Origin of the sequence: Streptomyces sp. NPDC049879 (genome assembly GCF_044461265.1) — a bacterium.
Classification (GTDB): Bacteria; Actinomycetota; Actinomycetes; order Streptomycetales; family Streptomycetaceae; genus Streptomyces.
The window spans coordinates 93153-112862 of record NZ_JBITKT010000009.1; the positions used below are offsets into that span (position 1 = coordinate 93153).

Genomic DNA, 19710 nt, shown 5'->3' on the forward strand with positions numbered 1-19710 from the left:
TCGAAGACATGAGCGATCAGGAGCACGTTCACCAGCACGTCTACCAGCCGGTTCCCCTGTACCCGCCGGTGCCGGGGCACGAGCCCGCCGTCGCGGGCGGGCAGCACCGGGCGAAGCGGCGCGCGCGGGTCGGCGGGCCCGTCGCGCTCGTCGCGGCGGTCGCCCTCGCGGCCGCCGCCGTGGGCGGCGGCACCGCCGCCCTGCTGGACGGGTCCGGCGGCTCCGGCGCGGCGGCGAGCAGCGTGGCCGGGACCTCGGTCGCGCGGGGGACCGACGGCACCGTCGCCTCCGTCGCCGCCGCCGTCAGCCCCAGCGTGGTCGAGATCTCCACCGGCAGCGCCACCGGCTCCGGGGTGATCCTCTCCGAGGACGGCCAGATCCTCACCAACAACCATGTGATCTCCGGGGCCACCGCCGGTTCCGGCGTCCAGGTCACCTTCAGCGACGGCTCCACCGCGACCGCCACGGTCAGCGGCACCGACCCGGACAACGACCTCGCGCTCATCAAGGCACAGGGCGTCAGCGGCCTCACCGCCGCGACGCTCGGCGACTCGGACAGCGTGGCGGTGGGCGACCAGGTCGTCGCCATCGGGTCACCCGAAGGGCTCACCGGCACCGTCACCAGCGGCATCGTCTCCGCGCTCCACCGCGACGTGACCGTGCCCCGCGAGGACGGCGCCGGGCAGGGCGGCGGACAGGGCGGCGGACAGCAGCAGTGGCCGTTCGCCTTCGGCGGCGGCCAGTACAACGGGGACGTCGGCCAGGCCACCACCACCTACCAGGCCATCCAGACCGACGCCTCGCTCAACCCGGGGAACTCCGGCGGCGCCCTCGTCGACGAGGCGGGCGAGGTCATCGGCATCAACTCGGCCATGTACAGCACCGCCCAGGACGCGGGCAGCGCCGGACTCGGCTTCGCCATCCCCTCCAACACCGCGAAGGCCGCCCTCGCCGACCTCGGTTTCCAGGACGGCACCGGATCGGGCGGCCGGGCGTGAGACCCAGGACCGGAGCGCCCGCCGATGCGAGACTTGGCCCGTGACCGACGGTTCCCGCGTGCTGATCGTGGACGACGAGCCCGCCGTGCGGGAGGCGCTGCGGCGCAGCCTCGACTTCGAGGGCTACACGACCGAGACCGCCGTCGACGGCCTGGACGCCCTGGCGAAACGGGAGGCGTTCGACCCGGACGCCATCGTGCTCGACGTGCTGATGCCCCGCATGGACGGGCTGACCGCCGCGCGCCGGCTGCGCGCGGCGGGCGACCGCGTCGCCGTCCTGATGCTGACCGCCCGCGACACGGTCGGGGACCGCGTCACCGGCCTCGACGCGGGCGCGGACGACTACCTGGTCAAGCCGTTCGAGCTGGACGAGCTGCTGGCCAGGCTGCGCGCCCTGCTGCGCCGCGGCGCCTACGCGGACGGCGGCGCCGCCGGGCCGTCCGGCGCGCCGCCCCCCGGGCAGCTCGCGTTCGCGGACCTGCGGATGGACCCGGTGACCCGCGAGGTCGCCCGCGGCGACCGCAGGATGGAGCTGACCAGGACGGAGTACACCCTGCTCGAACTCTTCCTCGCCCATCCGCGCCAGGTCCTCACCCGCGAGCAGATCCTCCACGCGGTCTGGGGCTTCGACTACGAGCCGTCGTCCAACTCCCTCGACGTCTACATGATGTACCTGCGCCGCAAGACCGAGGCGGGCGGCGAGCCGCGCGTCCTGCACACCGTCCGGGGCGTCGGCTACGTCCTGCGCACGTGAGGGGCCGGGTGCGGCCGCCGTCGTTCAGGGCCCTGCCGCTGCGGTCACGGCTCGCCCTGCTGACGGCGCTGGCCGTGGCGCTGGCGGTGGCCGTGTGCGCGACGGTGGCGTGGTTCCTCGTCCGCGACCAGCTGCGCTCGTCCCTCGACGACACGCTGCGCGACAACCGCGCCAACCCCGCCGAGATCATCCGCCGCGTCAACGCCGGTGACTGCTGGCCGCGCGCGGGCGAGGTGCCGGACGACCGGCGGCTGCCGTCGTTCGGCAACGTCCTCCAGGTCACCTTCGCCAACGGGGACAGCTGCATCCTCGACGGGCAGGCCACCGTGGACGTCTCGGACGCGGACATCGCCGTCGCGAACCGGCAGCGCATCGAGACGCTGCACGACGCGACGGGCTCGGACGGGCGCGCCTACCGCGTGCTCACGTACTCGCTGGACACCCCCACGACGTCGGGGCGCGGCGCCGCCGCGACCGTCGCCCGGCCGCTGAGCGAGGTGAACGACCCGCTGCGGTCGCTCGTCGTGGTCCTGGCGCTGGTCGCGGCCGGGGGCGCGGTGGGCGCGGCGGGCATCGGCGTCGTCCTGGCGCGCGCCGGGCTGCGGCCGGTGGACCGGCTGACCGGCGCCGTCGAGCACATCGCGCGCACCGAGGACCTGAACGTCCGCATCCCGGCGGACGGGGACGACGAGATCGCCCGGCTGTCCCGCTCCTTCAACTCCATGACCGCCGCGCTCGCCGCCTCCCGCGACCTGCAGCAGCAGCTCATCGCGGACGCGGGGCACGAGCTGCGCACCCCGCTCACCTCGCTGCGGACCAACATCGAGCTGCTCGTCCGCAGCGAGGAGACCGGGCGGCCGATTCCCGAGCCGGACCGGCGGCAGCTCCTCGCGTCCGTCACCGCCCAGCTCGGGGAGCTCGGCGTGCTGATCGGCGACCTCCAGGAGCTGTCCCGGCCCGAACGCGCGGCGGGCGCGGCGCGGCCGGACGTGATCGGCCTGCACGACGTCGCGCGGCGTGCCGTCTCCCGCGCCCGGCTGCGCGCCCACGGCATGACGCTGACGGCCGCGCTCGACCCCTGGTACGTGCGGGCCGAACCGGCGGTCCTCGAACGGGCGGTGGTCAACCTGCTCGACAACGCGGTCAAGTTCGGCGCCGTCACGGAGGACGGCGAGCGCGCCGTGCGCGTCACGCTGCACGACGGCGTGCTGCGCATCCGCGACCACGGGCCCGGCATCCCGCCCGACGAACTGCCGCATGTCTTCGAGCGGTTCTGGCGGGCGCCCGGGGCGCGGGCGCTCCCGGGGTCGGGGCTCGGGCTGTCGATCGTGGCGCGCGCCGTGCGGGAGAGCGGCGGGGCCGTGGCCCTGCGGCCCGCGGAGGGCGGCGGGACGGAGGCCGTCCTCACCCTCCCCGGCGCCGCCTCCCCGCCCCCCGCCCCGCCCTCCTTCCCGCCCCCGGCCCCGCCGCCCCCGGCGCTGCCCCCCGCCTGACGCGGCACCGTACGCGCCGGGCGAGGGGCGACGGTCACGAGCCGGTGGTCAGCCCGCCGGGTGGTTGGCTATGACGACCGGTGTCCGCGCTCCCTCCGCGAATCCGATGTAGCCGCCCGCCAGCACGGTGTCCGTGCGCGGGTCGGTCGCCAGGTCGTACACGCTCATCCCGTACGGGTTGTCCACCTCGGGGAGGGCGGCCCGCTGCCACACGCCGTCGCGCAGACGCAGGAACTCGTTGTACACACCGACCCAGAGCGTGCCGTCCGCGTACGCCACACCGTGCACGTACTCACCGGTGACGCCGGTGTCCTCGTGCCGCCACGCCGTGCCGTCCCAGCGCAGGTATCCGTCGGTCGTGGAGGTGCCGAAGACGTACAGCTCGTCCGGGGAGACGGCCGCCCCCTGGAACACGAAGCCGTCCCAGCCGGCGGGTATCGCGGCGGCCGTCCACCGGCTGCCGTTCCAGTGGTAGGCGAGCGTGTCGAAGGAGTCCGGGTCGTCGCCCAGCGCCCAGAAGTCGTCGCCTGAGGTGCCGACGACCATCTCGGTCTCCAGCGGCGGCATGGCGACGGTCTCCCAGGCCGTGCCGTCGAAGTGCACGGCCTCGCCGGTGATCGACACGAAGCCCCAGATGTCGTCGTCCGCGAACGCCCGCAGGGTGTCCACGGAGTACCGCGTGCCCGCCGGGGCGCCGGACCAGGACGTGCCGTCCCAGTGCCAGCGGTACGGCGTGTCCTGCCGGTCGAACACGGTCACGTCCGTGCACGACACGCCTCCCACGGAGGCGATGCCGCGGCCGCGCGTCTCCGGGATCGGCGGGGCGGCGATCGAGCGGAAGCCCGTCCCGTCCCAGCAGCGGAGCGGCTTCTCCTCGGCCGCGAAGAGCACGTCGCCCGACGCGGTCGGCTCGGCGTACTCGTAGCCGAACGACCCCTGGGACGTCACGTTGTCGGCGACCTCCCAGACATCGGACCGCAGTCCGGCCCCCGCGTCGGCCGTGGCGGGCGTGCCCTGGCCCGCCAGGAGGACCCCCACGACGGACGCGGCGGCCCACAGCGCCCCTCTCCCCGGCGCTCCTCTCCTCCGTGCCGTTGTCCTCGCCGTCGTTCCCCTCGGCGTCATTTTTCTCACACCATCTCCTTTTCGGATCGGTCTCTCGGATCGGTTCCGGGAAGCGGACAGGTGTTGCGCGCGGTGGGCGGGCGCACGGACACCTCCCCGTGCGGGCACGCGGAACGCAACCGTTCGCCATAGCGCGCGGTCGTCAACGAACCCGCAGATGAAGGCCGTTGAGAGCGCCGTTCCACCGACACGCAAAAGCTAACAGGGGGGTCTGACAATCCCTCGGGAACGGCCGGCGGCCACCGGCCGCGGCCCGCGCTCCCGGCGGCCGCGTCAGCATCCCGTCAAGACCCCGGTACCGGACTTGACCCGCCCGCGCGCCATGCCCGACCGTGGCTGTGCCCTGCCTGGGCGCCGTACCCGCGGCGTCCGGCCCGCAGCGGTACGGCACGAGTGAAACCCCGTGAGAATCGCCTTCCTGATCCACGACCTGAACGGCCCCGGCACCGCCGACCGCGCCACAGCCGACCTCGCGTCCGCGCTCGGCGCCGCGCACGACGTCGAGCTGGCCTCCGTCCGCGACAGCGCCGCCGCCCCCGCCCGGCACCCCCGGGCCCGCCCCACCCCCGGCGTCACGCTCGGCCCGGTCATCGACTCGCGCCAGCGCGTCGCCGCCTACCTGCGCCGCACGGACGCCGACGTCGTCATCGCCACGCGCCCCACCCTCGTGCGCTGGCTCGCCGAGTACGGCCAGGACCGGTACGTCCGCATCGGCCGGCGCAGCCCCGAGCCGCACACCCGGCTGCCCGGCACGGTCCTCGCCGGGCTCGACGCGTTCGCCGCCGGTTCGGACGCCGACGCCGCCCGCCACCGCGCCGCGCTGCCGCCGGGCGCGGCCACCCGCGTCGTCGCCATCCCCGGACCCGCGCCCGCCGTCACCGTGGGCCCGGCGGCGGGCGACTCCCGCACGATCGTCGCCGCGGGCCGCCTCATCCCCGTCGGCCGCCACGAGCTGCTCATCGACGCCTTCGCCGCCCTCGCGCCCCGGCGCCCCGACTGGAACCTGCGCATCTACGGCCAGGGCCGCCTCGCCGACCGCCTCCGCCGCCGCATCGACGACCTCGGCCTGTACAACCGCGTCCGCCTCATGGGGGCCCTGCCGCCCATGGAGCGGATGGAGACGGAGTGGATCAAGGGCGCGATCGCCGCCGTCACCGCGAGCGGCGAGCCGTTCGACCGCACCCTCCTCGAAGCCATGAGCTGCGGCCTCCCCGTCGTCTCCACCGACTGCCCGTTCGGTTCCGCCGGGTTCGTCACCCACGGCACGGACGGCCTGCTGGTGCCCCGCGACAGCGGCAGCGAGGGGTACGCCGACGCCCTCCTGCGCCTGATCGACTCCCCGGCCGACCGCCGCCGCATGGGCGCCGCCGCCCTGCGCACGGCCGCCGCGCACGGCCCCGCGCACGCCGCGGAACGCCTGGCCGACCTGGCCGCCACCCTGCGCCGCTCCCGCCCCCGCCGCCCGCGCCGTCCGCGCCTCCTCGTCGAGCTGCTGCACCTGCGCCCCGCGCCGCCCGCCCCAGCGCCCGCCACCCCCGACGGCCGCCCCCGCGCCAGCGCCCGCTGCACCGTGACGCCCGACGGCTCGCTCACCGTCACGCTCGCGCCGGACACCCTGCCGCCCACCGGGCAGGCCGACTTCGTCGCCCAGCGCCGCGAGGACCCGGAGGGACACCGCATCCGCGTGCCCATCCGCCGCCTCCCCGGCGGCAGCGGCGTGGGCATCACGCTCGACCGGACCGCCCGCGTCCTGCCCGAAGGCCGCTGGGACTGCTACGTCGAACCCCGCGACGAGGGCCTGCGCCGCCGTATCGCCGCCGACACCATCGACGCCGCCGCCCTCGTCACCCTCGCCCCCACCGAGAACGAGCACGGCGTCTCCTGCTGGCTGCCCTACACCACCGCCGACGGCGACCTGACGCTGCGCACCTGGCTGCGCCGCGCGCACGCCGAGGTGGAACGGGTCACCGTCGCCGACGGCGCCGCGACCGTCACCGCCGTGCTCCTCGGCCCCGGCGCCCGGCGCTGCCCCGTACGGGAGGCCGAGGCCGTCGCCATCGCCCGCTCCGGCGACAGCGGCGACCTGCGCATGCCGCTGCGCGCGCTGCCCGACGGGCGCGTCGCGTTCACGTTCCCCTACGCCGACGCGCTGGCCCGCCGGACCGCCGCCGCCCGCCAGGACGTGTGGGACCTGAAACTGCGCCTCGCCACCTCAGGGCGCGGCCTGGTCCCCGTGGGCAGGATCGGCGGCGACACGATCGACCTGGCGCGCACCGACGCGTTCCCCGCCGTCGCGCTGGGGGACACGCGGCTGCGCCCGTTCTTCACCGCGCAGCACGGCCTCGCGATCGCAGCGGACGCCGTGCGCTGAGGGTCTCCTGCTGCGGCAGCGCGCAGGGGTCGCCCTCCCCTTCGTCCGCGCTGCCCAGATCCGCCATGCAGCTCCCACTGCCCGCGCCGTCCCCGTCGCCCATGCCGCCGAGCAGCCGCACGGGGCCGCACGCGCCCTGCTCGCCGAGCACGTCGTACGGGTTGGCCAGCATGCAGCTCTCCAGCGACAGGCAGCCGCAGCCGATGCAGTCGGTCAGGCTGTCGCGCAGCCGCGTCATCTGGGCGATGCGCGCGTCCAGGTCCTCGCGCCAGTACGCCGACACGCGCGCCCAGTCCTCGTTGTTCGGCGTGCGGCCCTCGGGGAGGCGGTCGAGGGCGTAGCGGATGGCGCTCAGCGGCATGCCGACGTTCTGCGAGACGCGGATGAACGCCACGCGGCGCAGCATGTCGCGCGGGTAGCGGCGCTGGTTGCCCGAGGTGCGGCGGCTGGAGATGAGGCCCTGCTCCTCGTAGAACCGCAGCGCGGACGGCGCGACGCCGCTGCGCTGCGCCAGTTGGCCGATGGTCAGCTCTTTCACGATGGTGCCGGTCACCCGGTCATCGTAACGACCGACCTCAAGCGTGCTTCAAGGTCGCGCTGGGTACGGTCACCCCGACGGGGGCGGGGTGCGGCGGAGGGGGAGGGCGATGGGCCGGCTGCTGGCCATCAGCGACCTGCATGTGCGCTACGGCGAGAACCGCGCCGTCACCGACCGCCTGCGGCCCTCCGCCGACGACGACTGGCTGCTCGTCGCGGGCGACGTCGGCGAGCTGTGGGACGACGTCGAATGGGCGCTCACCACCCTCGCGGGCCGCTTCGCGAAGGTCGTCTGGGCGCCCGGCAACCACGAGCTGTGGACCCTCCCCGACGACCCCGTGCGGCTCACCGGCGTGGCGCGCTACGAGGCGCTGGTCGCGCTGTGCCGGCGGCTCGGCGTCGTCACGCCCGAGGACCCGTACCCGCTGTGGGAGGGCGAGGGCGGGCCCGCCGTGGTCGTGCCGCTGTTCACGCTGTACGACTACACGTTCCGCCCCGCCGGGACGTACGACAAGGCGACCGCGCTCGCCGCCGCGGAGGCCGCGGGCGTCGTCTGCACCGACGAGTACCACCTGCACCACGACCCGTACCCCAGCCGCGACGCATGGTCCCGCGCCCGCGTCGCCGCCACCGCCGCACGGCTCGCCGCCGAACTGCCCGACGGCGTCCCGACCGTCCTCATGGGCCACTGGCCCCTGGTCCGCGAACCCACCCGCATCCTGCGCTACCCCGAATTCGCCCTCTGGTGCGGCACCGACGCCACCGCCGACTGGCCCCGCCGCTTCCACGCCGCCACCGTCGTCTACGGGCACCTGCACATCCCCCGCCTCATCCACCACGACGGCGTCCCCCACCAGGAGGTCTCCCTCGGCTATCCCCGCGAGTGGCAGCCGCGGCCCACCCCGCCGCGCCTGCTGGTCCCCGTCCTCCCGGCGGCGGTCGCGCCGTGACGGGCGCCGGCGGCGGGCCGCTCGCCCGGCTGCTCGGCGCGCCCGTCGAGACGGAGGAGGCGTTCACCGACCTGCCGGGACCCGGCGGCCTCTTCCCCGAGGAGGCCGCGCACATCGCCCGCGCGGTGCCCGTCCGGCGCGCCGAGTTCGCGACCGTGCGGCACTGCGCCCGTACGGCCCTGGCCCGCCTCGGCGCCCCCCGCGTGCCCCTGCTGCCCGGCGACCGCGGCGCCCCCGGCTGGCCGCCCGGCTTCCTCGGCAGCATGACCCACTGCGCGGGCTACCGCGCCGCCGCCGTCGCCCGCGCCGACGCGCTGGCCTCCCTGGGCATCGACGCCGAGCCGGACGAGCCGCTGCCCGATCCCGGCATCCTGCGCATGATCTCCCTGCCGGGCGAACGCGCCCAGCTCGCCGCGCTCACCGCCGAGCTGCCGCACGTGAGCTGGGAGCGGCTGCTGTTCTCGGCCAAGGAGAGCGTCTACAAGACGTGGTTCCCCGTCACCGGGCGATGGCTCGGCTTCGAGGAGGCCGAGGTCACGCTGCGTCCCGACCGCCCGGACGGCGGCACGTTCACCGCGCGCCTGCTGCCCGCCGACAGCCCGTTCCGCACGCTGTCCGGCCGTTTCGTGGCCGAAAAGGGCCTGCTGGTGACCGCGATCGCGCTGCCTCTGTGACCCCGCGCGCGACCCCCGCGCACACACGAAGGCGCCGCGCCCCCCACGCCGTACGGGGGAACGCGGCGCCGCCTTCCGGGCTCAGCCGCCGACGACCGTGATCCGGTCCGCCGCGGGCGCGGCCAGCGGGCTGTCCGCCGTCGAATGGGCCGACAGGTAGTCCCGCAGGGCCGCCATGTCGTCGGCGCCCACGACCGGGTTCCCGCCCTCGGCCAGCGTCGCGAAGCCGTCGCCGCCACCGGCGAGGAACGAGTTCACCGCCACCCGGTACGTCGCCCCGAGGTCCAGCGGCTCCCCGCCGACCGTCACCGAGTCCGCCACGATCCGGTCCGCCCCGGACGCCGACAGGTCCAGCGTGTACGCCAGACCGTCCGACGGCTGGAGGTACTTGGGCGCCGCCTCGTTCCCGCCCGTCACCTGCTCGCGCAGCACGCCCAGCAGCTGCTCGCCCGTCAGGTCCAGCAGGTTCACGGTGTTGGAGAACGGCTGGACGGTGAAGCCCTCCCCGTACGTCACCACGCCGTCGCCCTCGCCGCCCGACGCCGCGTACACCAGGTCGGCGCGCACACCGCCCGGGTTCATCAGCGCCAGGTCGGTGCCCGGGTCGATCGACCGCGCGTGCTCCAGCTGCGCGTCCGCGATCAGGTCGCCGAGCGGGAACTCGGGCGTCCCCGCGCCCCGGCCGGCGATGTCCTCGGAGATCCAGCCGATCGGCGCGTTCGCGACCGGCGCGGCCAGCGCGTTCCACTCGCCGATCAGCCGCGTCAGCCGCGGGTCGCGCCGCTGCTCGCGGTCCACGACGCGGTTCGTGCCCTCGACGGAGGCGCGCACGATGTCGCGCGTCCGCAGGTCGTACTCCATGTCCAGCTCGGTGAACAGCCGCCCGTTGGACGCGGCCGACGTCACCAGCCGGTCGCGGCCCGCCGGGTCGGGGATCGTGCAGACGTACGGCTGGTGCGTGTGGCCGGTGACCAGCGCGTCCACGCCCGCGTCCGTGCGCTCCGCTATGTCCACGATCGGGCCCGACAGGCCGCCGTCCGCGCCGTCGCAGTCGTGGTTGTAGGCCGCCGTGGCCGGATAGCCGCCCTCGTGGATCAGCGCCACCACCGCGTTCACGCCCCGCTGCCGCAGCTCGCGCGTGTACCGGTTGATGGTCTCGACCTCGTCGCGGAACTCCAGGCCCTCGATGCCCGCCTGGGTCACGATGTCGGCCGTGCCCTCCAGCGTCACGCCGATGAAGCCGACCTCGATCCCGCCGACGCGCTCGATCGTGTACGGCGCGAGGATCGGCCGTCCCGTGTCCTCGCGCACCACGTTGGCCGCGAGGTAGGGGAAGTCCGAGCCCTCGAACTCGCGGCCCTCCGTGTAGCAGCCGTCCACCGGGTGGCAGCCGCCGTCCTGGAGCCGCGTCAGCTCCGCCCAGCCCTCGTCGAACTCGTGGTTGCCGACGCCCGCGACGTCGAGGTCCAGCTCGTTCAGCGCCTCGATCGTCGGCTCGTCGTGGAAGAGCCCGGACAGCAGCGGCGACGCGCCGACCAGGTCGCCCGCCGCGACCGTCAGCGACCTGGCCTCGCCGCGCCGCGCGGTGCGCAGCCCGGTCGCCAGGTACTCGACGCCGCCCGCCGTCAGCGTCTCGGTCGTGCCGTCCGGGTGTTCGTGCGTCAGCTGCCCGTTGGAGCCGGTCGGGGGCTCCAGGGCGCCGTGCAGGTCGTTGAGGGCGAGCAGTTGGAGATCGACGGTCCGGCCGTGACCGTGACCGCCGTCGTGCCCGCCGTGGCCGTGGCCCGGCGCCGCCTGCGCGGCCGGCAGGGCGACGGCGAGCGCCCCGGCGACCGCGAGCACCGCCGCCCCCGCCGTCAGTCGGAAAGTACGTGTTGCCTGCATGTGGGGTGAGTCCCTTTCGGGTCGGGCAAGCTGAGCGTCTGACATACCCATCCGCCCGGCACCCTAGTGGCTACGCGCGTAGCCCCACAGACCCCCGGGATGACGACGGCGTAACGGGTCGGCGAAGCCGGAGGACGCGCCGCGCCCCGATTACAGTCGTCCCCATGAGTGACGTCGTGGTGCAGGACCGGGTGACGGACGCGGAACGGGACGAGGCGCTGGCGCTCATCGAGGCGGCGGCCGGACGGGACGGGCAGAGCGCCGTCTCCGAGCAGGGCAGGCTGCTCCTGCGCGGCGGCCCGCGCGCGGGCGTGCTCCACCTCCTCCTCCGCGCGGACGACGGCACCCTGGTGGGCTACGCGCAGCTCGACGGCCGGGACGTGGTCGAGCCGCCGACCGGCGAGCTGGTCGTCCACCCCGCCCACCGGGGCAGGCGGTACGGGCGCGCGCTCGGCGCCGCCCTCCTCGCCGAGTCGGGCAACCGGCTGCGCGTCTGGGCGCACGGCGGCCACGCGGCGGCCCGCCACCTGGCCCAGTCCCTCCGGCTGACGCCGTTCCGCGAACTGCGCCAGCTCCGCCGCCCCCTGGGCGGCCTCGGCTCGACGCCCGTCGACCTGCCGCCCGGCGTGCGCGTCCGCACCTTCCGCCCCGGCCGCGACGACGCCGCCTGGCTCGCGGTGAACGCCGCCGCCTTCGCCCACCACCCCGAGCAGGGCGCCCTCACCCAGGCCGACCTGGACGCGCGGACCGCCGAACCGTGGTTCGACGCGGACGGGTTCTTCCTCGCCGTGCCCGACGACGACGAGGACCGCGTCCTCGGCTTCCACTGGACGAAGGTGCACGAGGCGGAGCGCCTCGGCGAGGTCTACGTCGTCGGCGTCTCGCCCGACGCGCAGGGCAAGGGCCTGGGCCGCGCCCTCACCATGGCCGGCCTGCGCCACCTGGCCGCCGACCGCGCGCTGCCCACGGCGATGCTGTACGTGGACGCGGACAACGCGGCGGCCGTGCGGGTCTACGAGAGCCTCGGCTTCCGCACGTTCGAGACCGACCTGATGTACCGCACCGAGCACTGACGGGGCGCACCGGCGGGGCACCGGCGAGCGCACCGGCGGCGCGTCCCGCCGGTCGCGCGCCCGGCGCGCGACCGCCCGTGGACGGCGCTGTTCATCCTGTTCACCTCTCCGACGTGCCCCGTTAGCCCGGACGGCGCGAGAATGGACGCATGACCAAGGGAGCAACCGTCCGCCCGGACACCCCCGCACTGCCCCAGCCGGTGTCGCCGGACGGCCGCACCGCGTCGCCCGCCTCCTCCGGGGGCGACGGCGGTGAGCTGCCCCCGGACCGCTTCCTCGACCGCGAGCGCAGCTGGCTCGCCTTCAACGAGCGGGTCCTCGAACTGGCCGAGGACCCGGAGACGCCGCTCCTGGAGCGCGTCAACTTCCTGTCCATCTTCGCCAGCAACCTCGACGAGTTCTTCATGGTCCGCGTCGCGGGCCTCAAGCGCCGCATCGCGACCGGCGTCGCGACCCGCTCCCTCACCGGCCGCCCGCCCCGCGAGGTCATCGGCACCATCTGGAACCTCGCCCGCGACCAGCTCGCCCGGCAGGCCGCCGTCTTCCGCCAGGAGGTCGCGCCGCAGCTGGCGGACGAGGGCATCCACCTCCTGCGCTGGCCGGACCTGGACGAGGAGGAGCAGACGCGCCTCTTCTCGTTCTTCCGCAAGCGGATCTTCCCGGTCCTCACGCCGCTGGCCGTCGACCCGGCGCACCCGTTCCCCTACATATCCGGGCTCTCGCTCAACCTCGCCGTGATGGTCCGCAACCCCGCCAGCGGACACAAGCACTTCGCCCGCGTGAAGGTCCCGCCGCTGCTGACCCGCTTCATGGAGGCGTCGCCGCAGCGGTACGTGCCGGTCGAGGACGTCATCGCCGCGCACCTCGAAGAGCTGTTCCCCGGCATGGAGGTCCTGGCGCACCACGTCTTCCGCGTGACGCGCAACGAGGACCTCGAAGTCGAGGAGGACGACGCCGAGAACCTCCTCCAGGCCCTGGAGAAGGAGCTGCTGCGCCGCCGCTTCGGCCCGCCGGTCCGCCTGGAGGTCGAGGAGTCCATCGACCAGGAGGTCCTGGACGTCCTGATCCGCGAGCTGAAGATCAGCCGCGAGGAGGTGTACGCGCTCCCCGGCCCGCTCGACCTGACAGGGCTGCGCGCGATCGCCTCCCTCGACAGGCCGGAGCTGAAGTACCCCAAGTTCGTCGCCCGCACCCACCGGGACCTGGCCGAGGTCGAGTCCGCGTCCGCGCCCGACATCTTCGCCGCCCTGCGCGAACGCGACGTCCTGCTGCACCACCCGTACGACTCGTTCTCCACGTCCGTGCAGGCGTTCCTCGAACAGGCCGCCGCCGACCCCGACGTCCTCGCCATCAAGCAGACGCTCTACCGCACCTCGGGCGACTCGCCGATCGTGGACGCCCTGATCGACGCGGCCGAGTCCGGCAAGCAGGTCCTCGTCCTCGTCGAGATCAAGGCGCGCTTCGACGAGCACGCCAACATCAAGTGGGCCCGCAAGCTGGAGGAGGCGGGCTGCCACGTCGTGTACGGCCTGGTCGGCCTGAAGACGCACTGCAAGCTGTCCCTCGTCGTCCGCCAGGAGGGCGACGGCCTGCGCCGCTACGCGCACGTCGGCACCGGCAACTACCACCCCAAGACCGCCCGCGTGTACGAGGACCTCGGCCTGCTGACCGCCGACCCCGAGGTCGGCGCCGACCTGTCCGACCTGTTCAACCGCCTCTCCGGCTACTCGCGCCGCGAGAACTACCGCCGCCTCCTCGTCGCGCCCCGCTCCCTGCGCGACGGCCTGATCACCCGCGTCCGCCGCGAGATCGACCACCAGCGCGCCGGCCGCCCGGCCGCCATCCGCATCAAGGTCAACTCCATCGTGGACGAGGCGGTCATCGACGCCCTCTACCGCGCCTCGCAGGCGGGCGTCCCCGTGGACGTGTGGGTGCGCGGCATCTGCGCGCTGCGCCCCGGCGTGCCGGGCCTGTCCGAGAACATCCGCGTCCGCAGCGTCCTCGGCCGCTTCCTCGAACACTCCCGCGTCTACGCCTTCGCCGCCGGGGGTGACAACGAGGTGTGGCTCGGCAGCGCCGACCTGATGCACCGCAACCTGGACCGCCGCATCGAGGTCATCGTCCGCGTCACCGACCCGGGCCACCGCGCCACCCTCGGCCGCCTCCTGGCCACCGGCATGTCGGACGGCTCCGAGTCCTGGCACCTCGACGCCGAGGGCGACTGGACGCGCCACGCGCACGACGCCGACGGCCGCCGCCTCGTCAACGTGCAGGAGGCCCTGATCGACGTGCGGAGGAAGCGCCGTGCCGCCGGTGACTGACGCCCCGGGCGACCCCGGGCCGATACGCGCGGCGGGCTGCGTCCTGTGGCGGAAGGCGGCAGGCGGCGGCATAGAGGTCGCGCTCGTCCACCGTCCCAAGTACGACGACTGGTCGCACCCCAAGGGCAAGCTGGACAACGGCGAGCCCCACGCCGCCGCGGCCGTCCGCGAGGTCCGCGAGGAGACGGGCATGGACTGCGTCCTCGGGCGCCCCCTGCCCACCGCCCGCTACCTGACGGAGGGCGGCCGCTCCAAGGTGGTGCGCTACTGGACCGCCGAGGCCGTCCGCGGCCGGTTCGAGCCGAACGACGAGGTGGACGCCGTCGTCTGGCTCGCCCCGCCCGAGGCGCGCGTCCGCCTCACCGGCGAGCCGGACCGTACGCTCCTCGACGAGGCCCTGGTCACGCTGCTGCCGGTCCGCTGAGCGGCGCCAGGGCCGCCCACGCCACCGTCACCTCGCCCTGCCGCCACCGCCCCGGGCCGTCGAGCACCGGCCAGTCGCCCGCCAGCGTGCCCACGGCGCGCAGCCACCGCTGCCGCGCCCCCAGCGGCGCGTACGGCGCGGCGGCGGCCCAGGCGCGGTCGAAGGCGCGCAGGAACGCGTGCACCGGCTCGCCCGGCACGTTCCGGTGGATCAGCGCCTTGGGGAGGCGCTCCGCCAGGTCGGACGGCGCGCCCAGCGAGCCGAGGCGCGCGGCGAACGTCACACTGCGCGGCCCCTCCGCCCCGAGCGCCACCCACACGTGCCGCCGCCCGATCTCGTCGCACGTCCCCTCGACCAGCAGCCCGCCAGGCGCCAGCCGCCCGCACAGCCGCGCCCACACCGCGGGCACGCCGTCCTCCGGATACTGCCGCAGGACGTTCGCCGCCCGGATCAGCAGCGGCCGCTCCCCGCCCGGCAGCGGCACCTCGAAACCGCCGCGGACGAACGCGAGCCCGTCCCGCGCGTACGGCAGCGCCGCCGCCACCCGCTCCGGGTCGATCTCCACGCCCGTCACCCGCACGTCGGGCCGCACGCGCCGCAGCCGCTCCAGCAGCTCGACGGCCGTCCACGGCGCGGCCCCGTACCCCAGGTCCACCGCCCGCGGGGGAACGGGGGCGCGGCGCAGCGCGGGCCCGTGCGCGGCGGCGATCCAGCGGTCCATGCGGCGCAGGCGGTTGGGCCCCGTCGTCCCCCTGGTCACGTTCCCCTCCGGCATGCGCGTGAGCGTAGCCCCCGCGCCCGGCGGGCACCTGCGGTGGACGGGAGCGCGGCCCGCCGGGCGGGGTGGGCACAATGGAGTGCGGTGCCCCCGGCTGACTGGTCGCACCCGCCGAGGAAGGGAAGAGCCGTGCCACAGGTCCGCCGCGTCGCGATGCTGAGCGTGCACACCTCGCCGCTGCACCAGCCGGGGACGGGGGACGCCGGGGGGATGAACGTCTACATCGTCGAGCTGTCGCGGCAGCTCGCGCGGCTCGGCGTCGAGGTGGAGATCTTCACGCGCGCGACGGCCGGGGACCTGCCGCCGTCCGTCGAGCTGGAGCCGGGCGTGCTCGTGCGGCACGTGGACGCGGGGCCGTACGCGGGCCTCAGCAAGGAGGAGTTGCCCGCGCAGCTGTGCGCGTTCACGCACGGCCTGATGCGCATCTGGGCCGGGCGCAGGCCCGACCACTTCGACCTCGTGCACTCGCACTACTGGCTGTCCGGGCATGTCGGCTGGCTGGCGGCCGAGCGGTGGGGCGTGCCCCTCGTGCACCAGATGCACACCATGGCCAAGGTGAAGAACGCCGCCCTCGCCACCGGCGACACCCCCGAACCGGCCGCGCGCGTCATCGGCGAGACGCAGATCGTCCGCGCCGCCGACCGGCTGATCGCCAACACCGCCGAGGAGGCCGCCGACCTCATCCGCCACTACGACGCCGACCCGCTGCGCACCCTCGTCGTCCACCCCGGCGTCAACCTCGACCGCTTCCGCCCGGCGGACGGCCGCCGCGCCGCGCGCGCACGCCTCGGCCTGCCGCAGGACGCGCTGGTGCCGCTGTTCGCCGGGCGCATCCAGCCGCTGAAGGCGCCCGACATCCTGCTGTACGCCGTGCGGCACCTGCTGGACGAGGACCCGTCGCTGCACGAACGGCTGGTCGTCCCCGTCGTGGGCGGCCCGTCCGGCTCGGGGCTCGCCAGGCCGGAGCGCCTCCAGAAGCTCGCCGCCCGCCTCGGCCTCACCGACCTGGTGCGCTTCCGCCCGCCGGTGACGCAGGAGGTCCTGGCCGACTGGTACCGGGCGGCGAGCGTGCTGGTCATGCCGTCGTACAGCGAGTCGTTCGGCCTGGCGGCGGCGGAGGCGCAGGCGTGCGGCACCCCGGTCGTCGCGGCGGCGGTCGGCGGCCTGCCGGTCGTCGTGCGGGACCGCGCGACGGGCTTCCTCGTGGCGGGCCACGACCCGGCGGAGTACGCGCGGGCGCTGCGCCGCTTCGTGGACGAGCCGCACCTCACCGACCGCCTGGGCGCGGCGGCGCGCGCGCACGCCCGCGGCTTCGGCTGGGACGCGACGGCCGCCGACACCCTCACCGTCTACCAGACGGCCCGCGAATCCCACCGCTTCACCCACCCGGCCACCGGCTGACTAGCATCGGGGCCATGTCGGCACCCGATCCCCATACCGCGCAGGCGGTCGAAGAGGCGCTGGAGGCGTGCGGCGCGCCGTGGGAGAGCCCGGCCGCCGGGCACTACGTGGTCTCCCTGCCCGGCACCCGCAAGCTGTCCACCACCTGCTCCCTCGTCCTCGGCCGCCACACGCTGTCCGTCAACGCCTTCGTCATCCGCCGCCCGGACGAGAACCACGACGCCGTCCACCGCTGGCTGCTCGAACGGAACACGCGGCTGTACGGCGTCGCGTACGCGATCGACCGGCACGGCGACGTCTACCTCGCCGGCCGCCTCCCGCTGTCCGCCGTCACCCCCGCCGAGATCGACCGCGTCCTGGGCACCGTGCTGGAGAACGCGGACGGCGCGTTCAACACCCTGCTCGAACTCGGCTTCGCGACCGCGATCAGGAAGGAGTACGCCTGGCGCGTCGCGCGGGGCGAGTCCACCCGCAACCTGGACGCGTTCGCGCACCTCACACGCCCTGCCGGATGACGGGGTCGCTCCGCCGCCCGCCCGCCGCGCCGTCTACCCTCGGCACCATGGCCGACTCACCGTACAAGCTGATCCTCCTCCGCCACGGCGAGAGCGAGTGGAACGCGAAGAACCTCTTCACCGGCTGGGTGGACGTCAATCTGAACGACAAGGGCGAGAAGGAGGCGGTCCGCGGCGGTGAGCTGCTGAAGGACGCGGGCCTGCTCCCCGACGTCCTCCACACGTCCCTCCTCAAGCGGGCCATCCGCACCGCCAACATCGCCCTCGACGCCGCCGACCGCGCCTGGGTCCCGGTCCGCCGCTCGTGGCGGCTGAACGAGCGCCACTACGGCGCGCTCCAGGGCAAGGACAAGGCGGCGACGCTCGCCGAGTTCGGCGAGGAGCAGTTCATGCAGTGGCGCCGCTCCTACGACACGCCCCCGCCGGTGCTGGAGGACGGCGCCGAGTGGTCGCAGAGCGACGACCCGCGCTACGCCGCGATCCCCAGCGAGGTGCGCCCGCGCACCGAGTGCCTGAAGGACGTCGTCATCCGCATGCTGCCGTACTGGTACGACGGCATCGTCCCCGACCTGAACGCGGGCCGCACCGTCCTGGTCACCGCCCACGGCAACAGCCTGCGCGCCCTCGTGAAGCATCTCGACCACGTCTCGGACGACGCCATCGTCGGCCTCAACATCCCGACCGGCATCCCCCTGCTCTACGAGCTGGACGCCGACTACCGCCCCCTGACCCCCGGTGGCCGCTACCTCGACCCCGACGCGGCCAAGGCCGCCATCGAGGCCGTGAAGAACCAGGGCAAGGGCAAGAAGTAGCCCGGCCCCACCCGACGCCCCCGCCCGCGCCCCGCGGGGACGGGGGCGTTGTCGCTGGTCCGGTGGGGGTGGCCGGCGAAAAGCCCGGCGTGTGCCGCGGCCGACCGCTTAGGCTCGATGGCATGACCGACATGCCGGCGCCCCGCGACTGGATGCTGCCCAGCGCGCTGCTGCACGACGGAGGTCACGTCTCGGGACAGCGCACGCGGCGCACGGGCCGTGACTGGCTCGTGGACTGCGCGCTGTTCGCGTGGGCCGTCGCCCTGTGGGTCCTGACACTGTGCACGGCGCCTGAGGCGGACTTCCTGCCGCACTGGCTCGTGGTCATGGACGCCCCGCTCGGCGCCCTGGCCTGTGTCGCCCTGTGGTGGCGCCGCCGGTATCCGCTCGCCCTGGCGATCGCGCTGATACCCATCGCCGCCGTCTCGACCACTGTCTTCGGCGCGCTGGCCGTCGTCATCCTCAACCTGGGACTGCGCGTCCACCGCCGTACGGCCTGGGCCGTCCTGGTCGCCCACATCGCGCTGGGCATGCCCTACAGCATCCTCACCGCGGGCGATCGCGCTCCCGACTGGACGACGATCTCCTTCGTCCTCGCCTACTACCTCTTCTTCTACGCGTGGGGCGCCGCCGTCCGGGCCAAGCGGCAGCTCGTCAGCCGCCTGCGGGCGGACGCCCAGCGCGAGCGCGCCGAGCACGCGCGCCACCTCGCCGACGTCCGCAGGGCCGAGCGCGAGGCCATCGCCCGCGAGATGCACGACGTCCTCGCCCACCGGATCTCGCTGCTGTCCGTCCACGCGGGGGCGCTCGCCTACCGCACGGACGCCAAGCAGTCCGGCGCGGCCCCGCTCTCGGACGCGGAGATCAGCTCCAGCGCCCAGCTCATCCGCGACACCGCGCACCAGGCGCTCGAAGAGCTGCGCGACGTCCTCACCGTCCTGCGCGGCAGCGCCCAGGGCAGCGAGGGCCCGCAGCCCGGCGTCGCCGACCTGCCCGCCCTCGTCGCCGAGGCCGAACGCGCCGGGCAGCGCGTCACCGTCGTCCGCGACGACGACGCGGGCGCGGCGCGGCTGCGCGGCCCGGTGCAGCGCACGGTCTACCGCGTCGTGCAGGAGGGCCTGACCAACGCGCGCAAGCACGCGCCGGGAGCGCACGTCACCGTCACCCTCTCCGGCGGCCGTGACCGCGGCCTGACCGTCGCCGTCCGCAACGGGCTCACCGGCCGCGCCGACCGCCCCATCCCCGGCGCCGGGGCGGGGCTGACGGGCCTGGAGGAACGGGTCGCGCTCGACGGCGGCACCCTGCGCCACGGCGCCTCGGCAGGAACGTTCACCCTCGTCGCCGAGCTGCCCTGGGCGGAGCCGGCCGCGACCGCGCGCCCCGCGGACGCGCAGGACCGGGCCGGCGCCGCCGCGGCTCAGCCGCAGCTGCCCCCGCACTGACATCCCGAGCCCGACTGGCACCCGCAGCCGCACCCGGACGCGCAGCCGCAGCCGCTCAGCAGCGGCAGCGGACGGCGGTCCTTCGGCGTGACGGGCGCGGGCACGGGGATCGGCGCGGGTGAGGCCGGTGACGCAGCCATGGGACCCTCCTCGGGAGT

At 75.1% G+C, this 19710-nt stretch carries 17 protein-coding genes; 13 read left to right on the plus strand and 4 right to left on the minus strand.

Translation table 11 applies throughout. The annotated features are described in order from the left end of the window. Positions 1 to 8: 8 nt before the first annotated feature. From ACIBPC_RS26855 to ACIBPC_RS26865, 3 genes are read left to right on the plus strand one after another with little or no spacing between them, the layout of a single operon-like run. The gene (locus ACIBPC_RS26855; RefSeq protein WP_398848157.1) at positions 9 to 998 is read left to right on the plus strand and encodes a S1C family serine protease; all 990 of its coding nucleotides are present in this window, start codon (positions 9 to 11) and stop codon (positions 996 to 998) included. 40 nt (positions 999 to 1038) lie between these two features. Then, complete coding sequence (locus ACIBPC_RS26860) at positions 1039 to 1752, plus strand: response regulator transcription factor (RefSeq protein ID WP_398848159.1); 714 nt, start codon at positions 1039 to 1041, stop codon at positions 1750 to 1752. After that, positions 1749 to 3245 (plus strand): ATP-binding protein, encoded by a 1497-nt coding sequence (locus ACIBPC_RS26865; RefSeq protein WP_398848161.1) that lies wholly within the window; start codon positions 1749 to 1751, stop codon positions 3243 to 3245. Before ACIBPC_RS26860 ends, ACIBPC_RS26865 begins: the two co-directional genes overlap by 4 nt. Before the next feature lie 48 nt (positions 3246 to 3293). Here ACIBPC_RS26865 and ACIBPC_RS26870 read toward each other — a convergent pair whose 3' ends face one another. Next, positions 3294 to 4283 carry a hypothetical protein gene (locus ACIBPC_RS26870; RefSeq protein ID WP_398848163.1) on the minus strand — a complete coding sequence of 330 codons (990 nt, stop codon included), beginning with the start codon at positions 4281 to 4283 and terminating at the stop codon, positions 3294 to 3296. Positions 4284 to 4773: 490 nt separating this feature from the next. Here ACIBPC_RS26870 and ACIBPC_RS26875 point away from each other — a divergent pair, with 490 nt between their 5' ends. Continuing rightward, entirely contained in the window at positions 4774 to 6741 is a 1968-nt protein-coding gene (locus tag ACIBPC_RS26875; RefSeq protein WP_398848165.1) for a glycosyltransferase, read from the plus strand. On the opposite strand, the gene soxR is transcribed toward ACIBPC_RS26875, so the two are convergent. Next, the gene (soxR, locus tag ACIBPC_RS26880) at positions 6695 to 7294 is read right to left on the minus strand and encodes a redox-sensitive transcriptional activator SoxR (RefSeq protein WP_398848167.1); all 600 of its coding nucleotides are present in this window, start codon (positions 7292 to 7294) and stop codon (positions 6695 to 6697) included. The genes ACIBPC_RS26875 and soxR overlap by 47 nt on opposite strands. 94 nt (positions 7295 to 7388) lie before the next feature. Between soxR and ACIBPC_RS26885 the strand changes: the two genes are divergently transcribed. Both ACIBPC_RS26885 and ACIBPC_RS26890 read left to right on the plus strand, forming a co-directional pair. Then, positions 7389 to 8228, plus strand: a complete 840-nt coding sequence (locus ACIBPC_RS26885) for a metallophosphoesterase family protein (RefSeq protein WP_398848168.1) — start codon at positions 7389 to 7391, stop codon at positions 8226 to 8228. Further along, entirely contained in the window at positions 8225 to 8902 is a 678-nt protein-coding gene (locus tag ACIBPC_RS26890; RefSeq protein ID WP_398848170.1) for a 4'-phosphopantetheinyl transferase, read from the plus strand. Before ACIBPC_RS26885 ends, ACIBPC_RS26890 begins: the two co-directional genes overlap by 4 nt. Positions 8903 to 8983: 81 nt before the next feature. Here ACIBPC_RS26890 and ACIBPC_RS26895 read toward each other — a convergent pair whose 3' ends face one another. Then, positions 8984 to 10786 (minus strand): bifunctional metallophosphatase/5'-nucleotidase, encoded by a 1803-nt coding sequence (locus ACIBPC_RS26895; protein ID WP_398848172.1) that lies wholly within the window; start codon positions 10784 to 10786, stop codon positions 8984 to 8986. A 164-nt stretch (positions 10787 to 10950) separates the two neighbouring features. Between ACIBPC_RS26895 and mshD the strand changes: the two genes are divergently transcribed. From mshD to ACIBPC_RS26910, 3 genes are all read left to right on the plus strand, one after another. Continuing rightward, positions 10951 to 11859 carry a mycothiol synthase gene (gene mshD, locus ACIBPC_RS26900; RefSeq protein WP_398848174.1) on the plus strand — a complete coding sequence of 303 codons (909 nt, stop codon included), beginning with the start codon at positions 10951 to 10953 and terminating at the stop codon, positions 11857 to 11859. Positions 11860 to 12008: 149 nt separating this feature from the next. Next, complete coding sequence (locus tag ACIBPC_RS26905; RefSeq protein ID WP_362961255.1) at positions 12009 to 14180, plus strand: RNA degradosome polyphosphate kinase; 2172 nt, start codon at positions 12009 to 12011, stop codon at positions 14178 to 14180. Next, positions 14164 to 14604 (plus strand): NUDIX hydrolase, encoded by a 441-nt coding sequence (locus tag ACIBPC_RS26910; protein ID WP_398848176.1) that lies wholly within the window; start codon positions 14164 to 14166, stop codon positions 14602 to 14604. Before ACIBPC_RS26905 ends, ACIBPC_RS26910 begins: the two co-directional genes overlap by 17 nt. Here ACIBPC_RS26910 and ACIBPC_RS26915 read toward each other — a convergent pair. Then, complete coding sequence (locus ACIBPC_RS26915) at positions 14582 to 15379, minus strand: class I SAM-dependent methyltransferase (RefSeq protein WP_398848177.1); 798 nt, start codon at positions 15377 to 15379, stop codon at positions 14582 to 14584. The two genes, ACIBPC_RS26910 and ACIBPC_RS26915, sit on opposite strands and share 23 nt — an antisense overlap. A gap of 156 nt (positions 15380 to 15535) precedes the next feature. Between ACIBPC_RS26915 and mshA the strand changes: the two genes are divergently transcribed. The 4 genes from mshA (at position 15536) to ACIBPC_RS26935 (ending at position 19552) form a co-directional block, all read left to right on the plus strand. Then, positions 15536 to 16783, plus strand: a complete 1248-nt coding sequence (gene mshA / locus ACIBPC_RS26920) for a D-inositol-3-phosphate glycosyltransferase (protein ID WP_398848420.1) — start codon at positions 15536 to 15538, stop codon at positions 16781 to 16783. 14 nt (positions 16784 to 16797) lie between these two features. After that, positions 16798 to 17298 carry a YbjN domain-containing protein gene (locus ACIBPC_RS26925; protein ID WP_398848179.1) on the plus strand — a complete coding sequence of 167 codons (501 nt, stop codon included), beginning with the start codon at positions 16798 to 16800 and terminating at the stop codon, positions 17296 to 17298. A 47-nt stretch (positions 17299 to 17345) separates the two neighbouring features. Beyond that, positions 17346 to 18110 (plus strand): phosphoglyceromutase, encoded by a 765-nt coding sequence (locus ACIBPC_RS26930; protein ID WP_398848181.1) that lies wholly within the window; start codon positions 17346 to 17348, stop codon positions 18108 to 18110. A gap of 122 nt (positions 18111 to 18232) precedes the next feature. Continuing rightward, on the plus strand, positions 18233 to 19552 hold the full coding sequence (locus tag ACIBPC_RS26935; RefSeq protein ID WP_398848183.1) for a histidine kinase: 1320 nt from the start codon (positions 18233 to 18235) through the stop codon (positions 19550 to 19552). Positions 19553 to 19710: the final 158 nt, after the last annotated feature.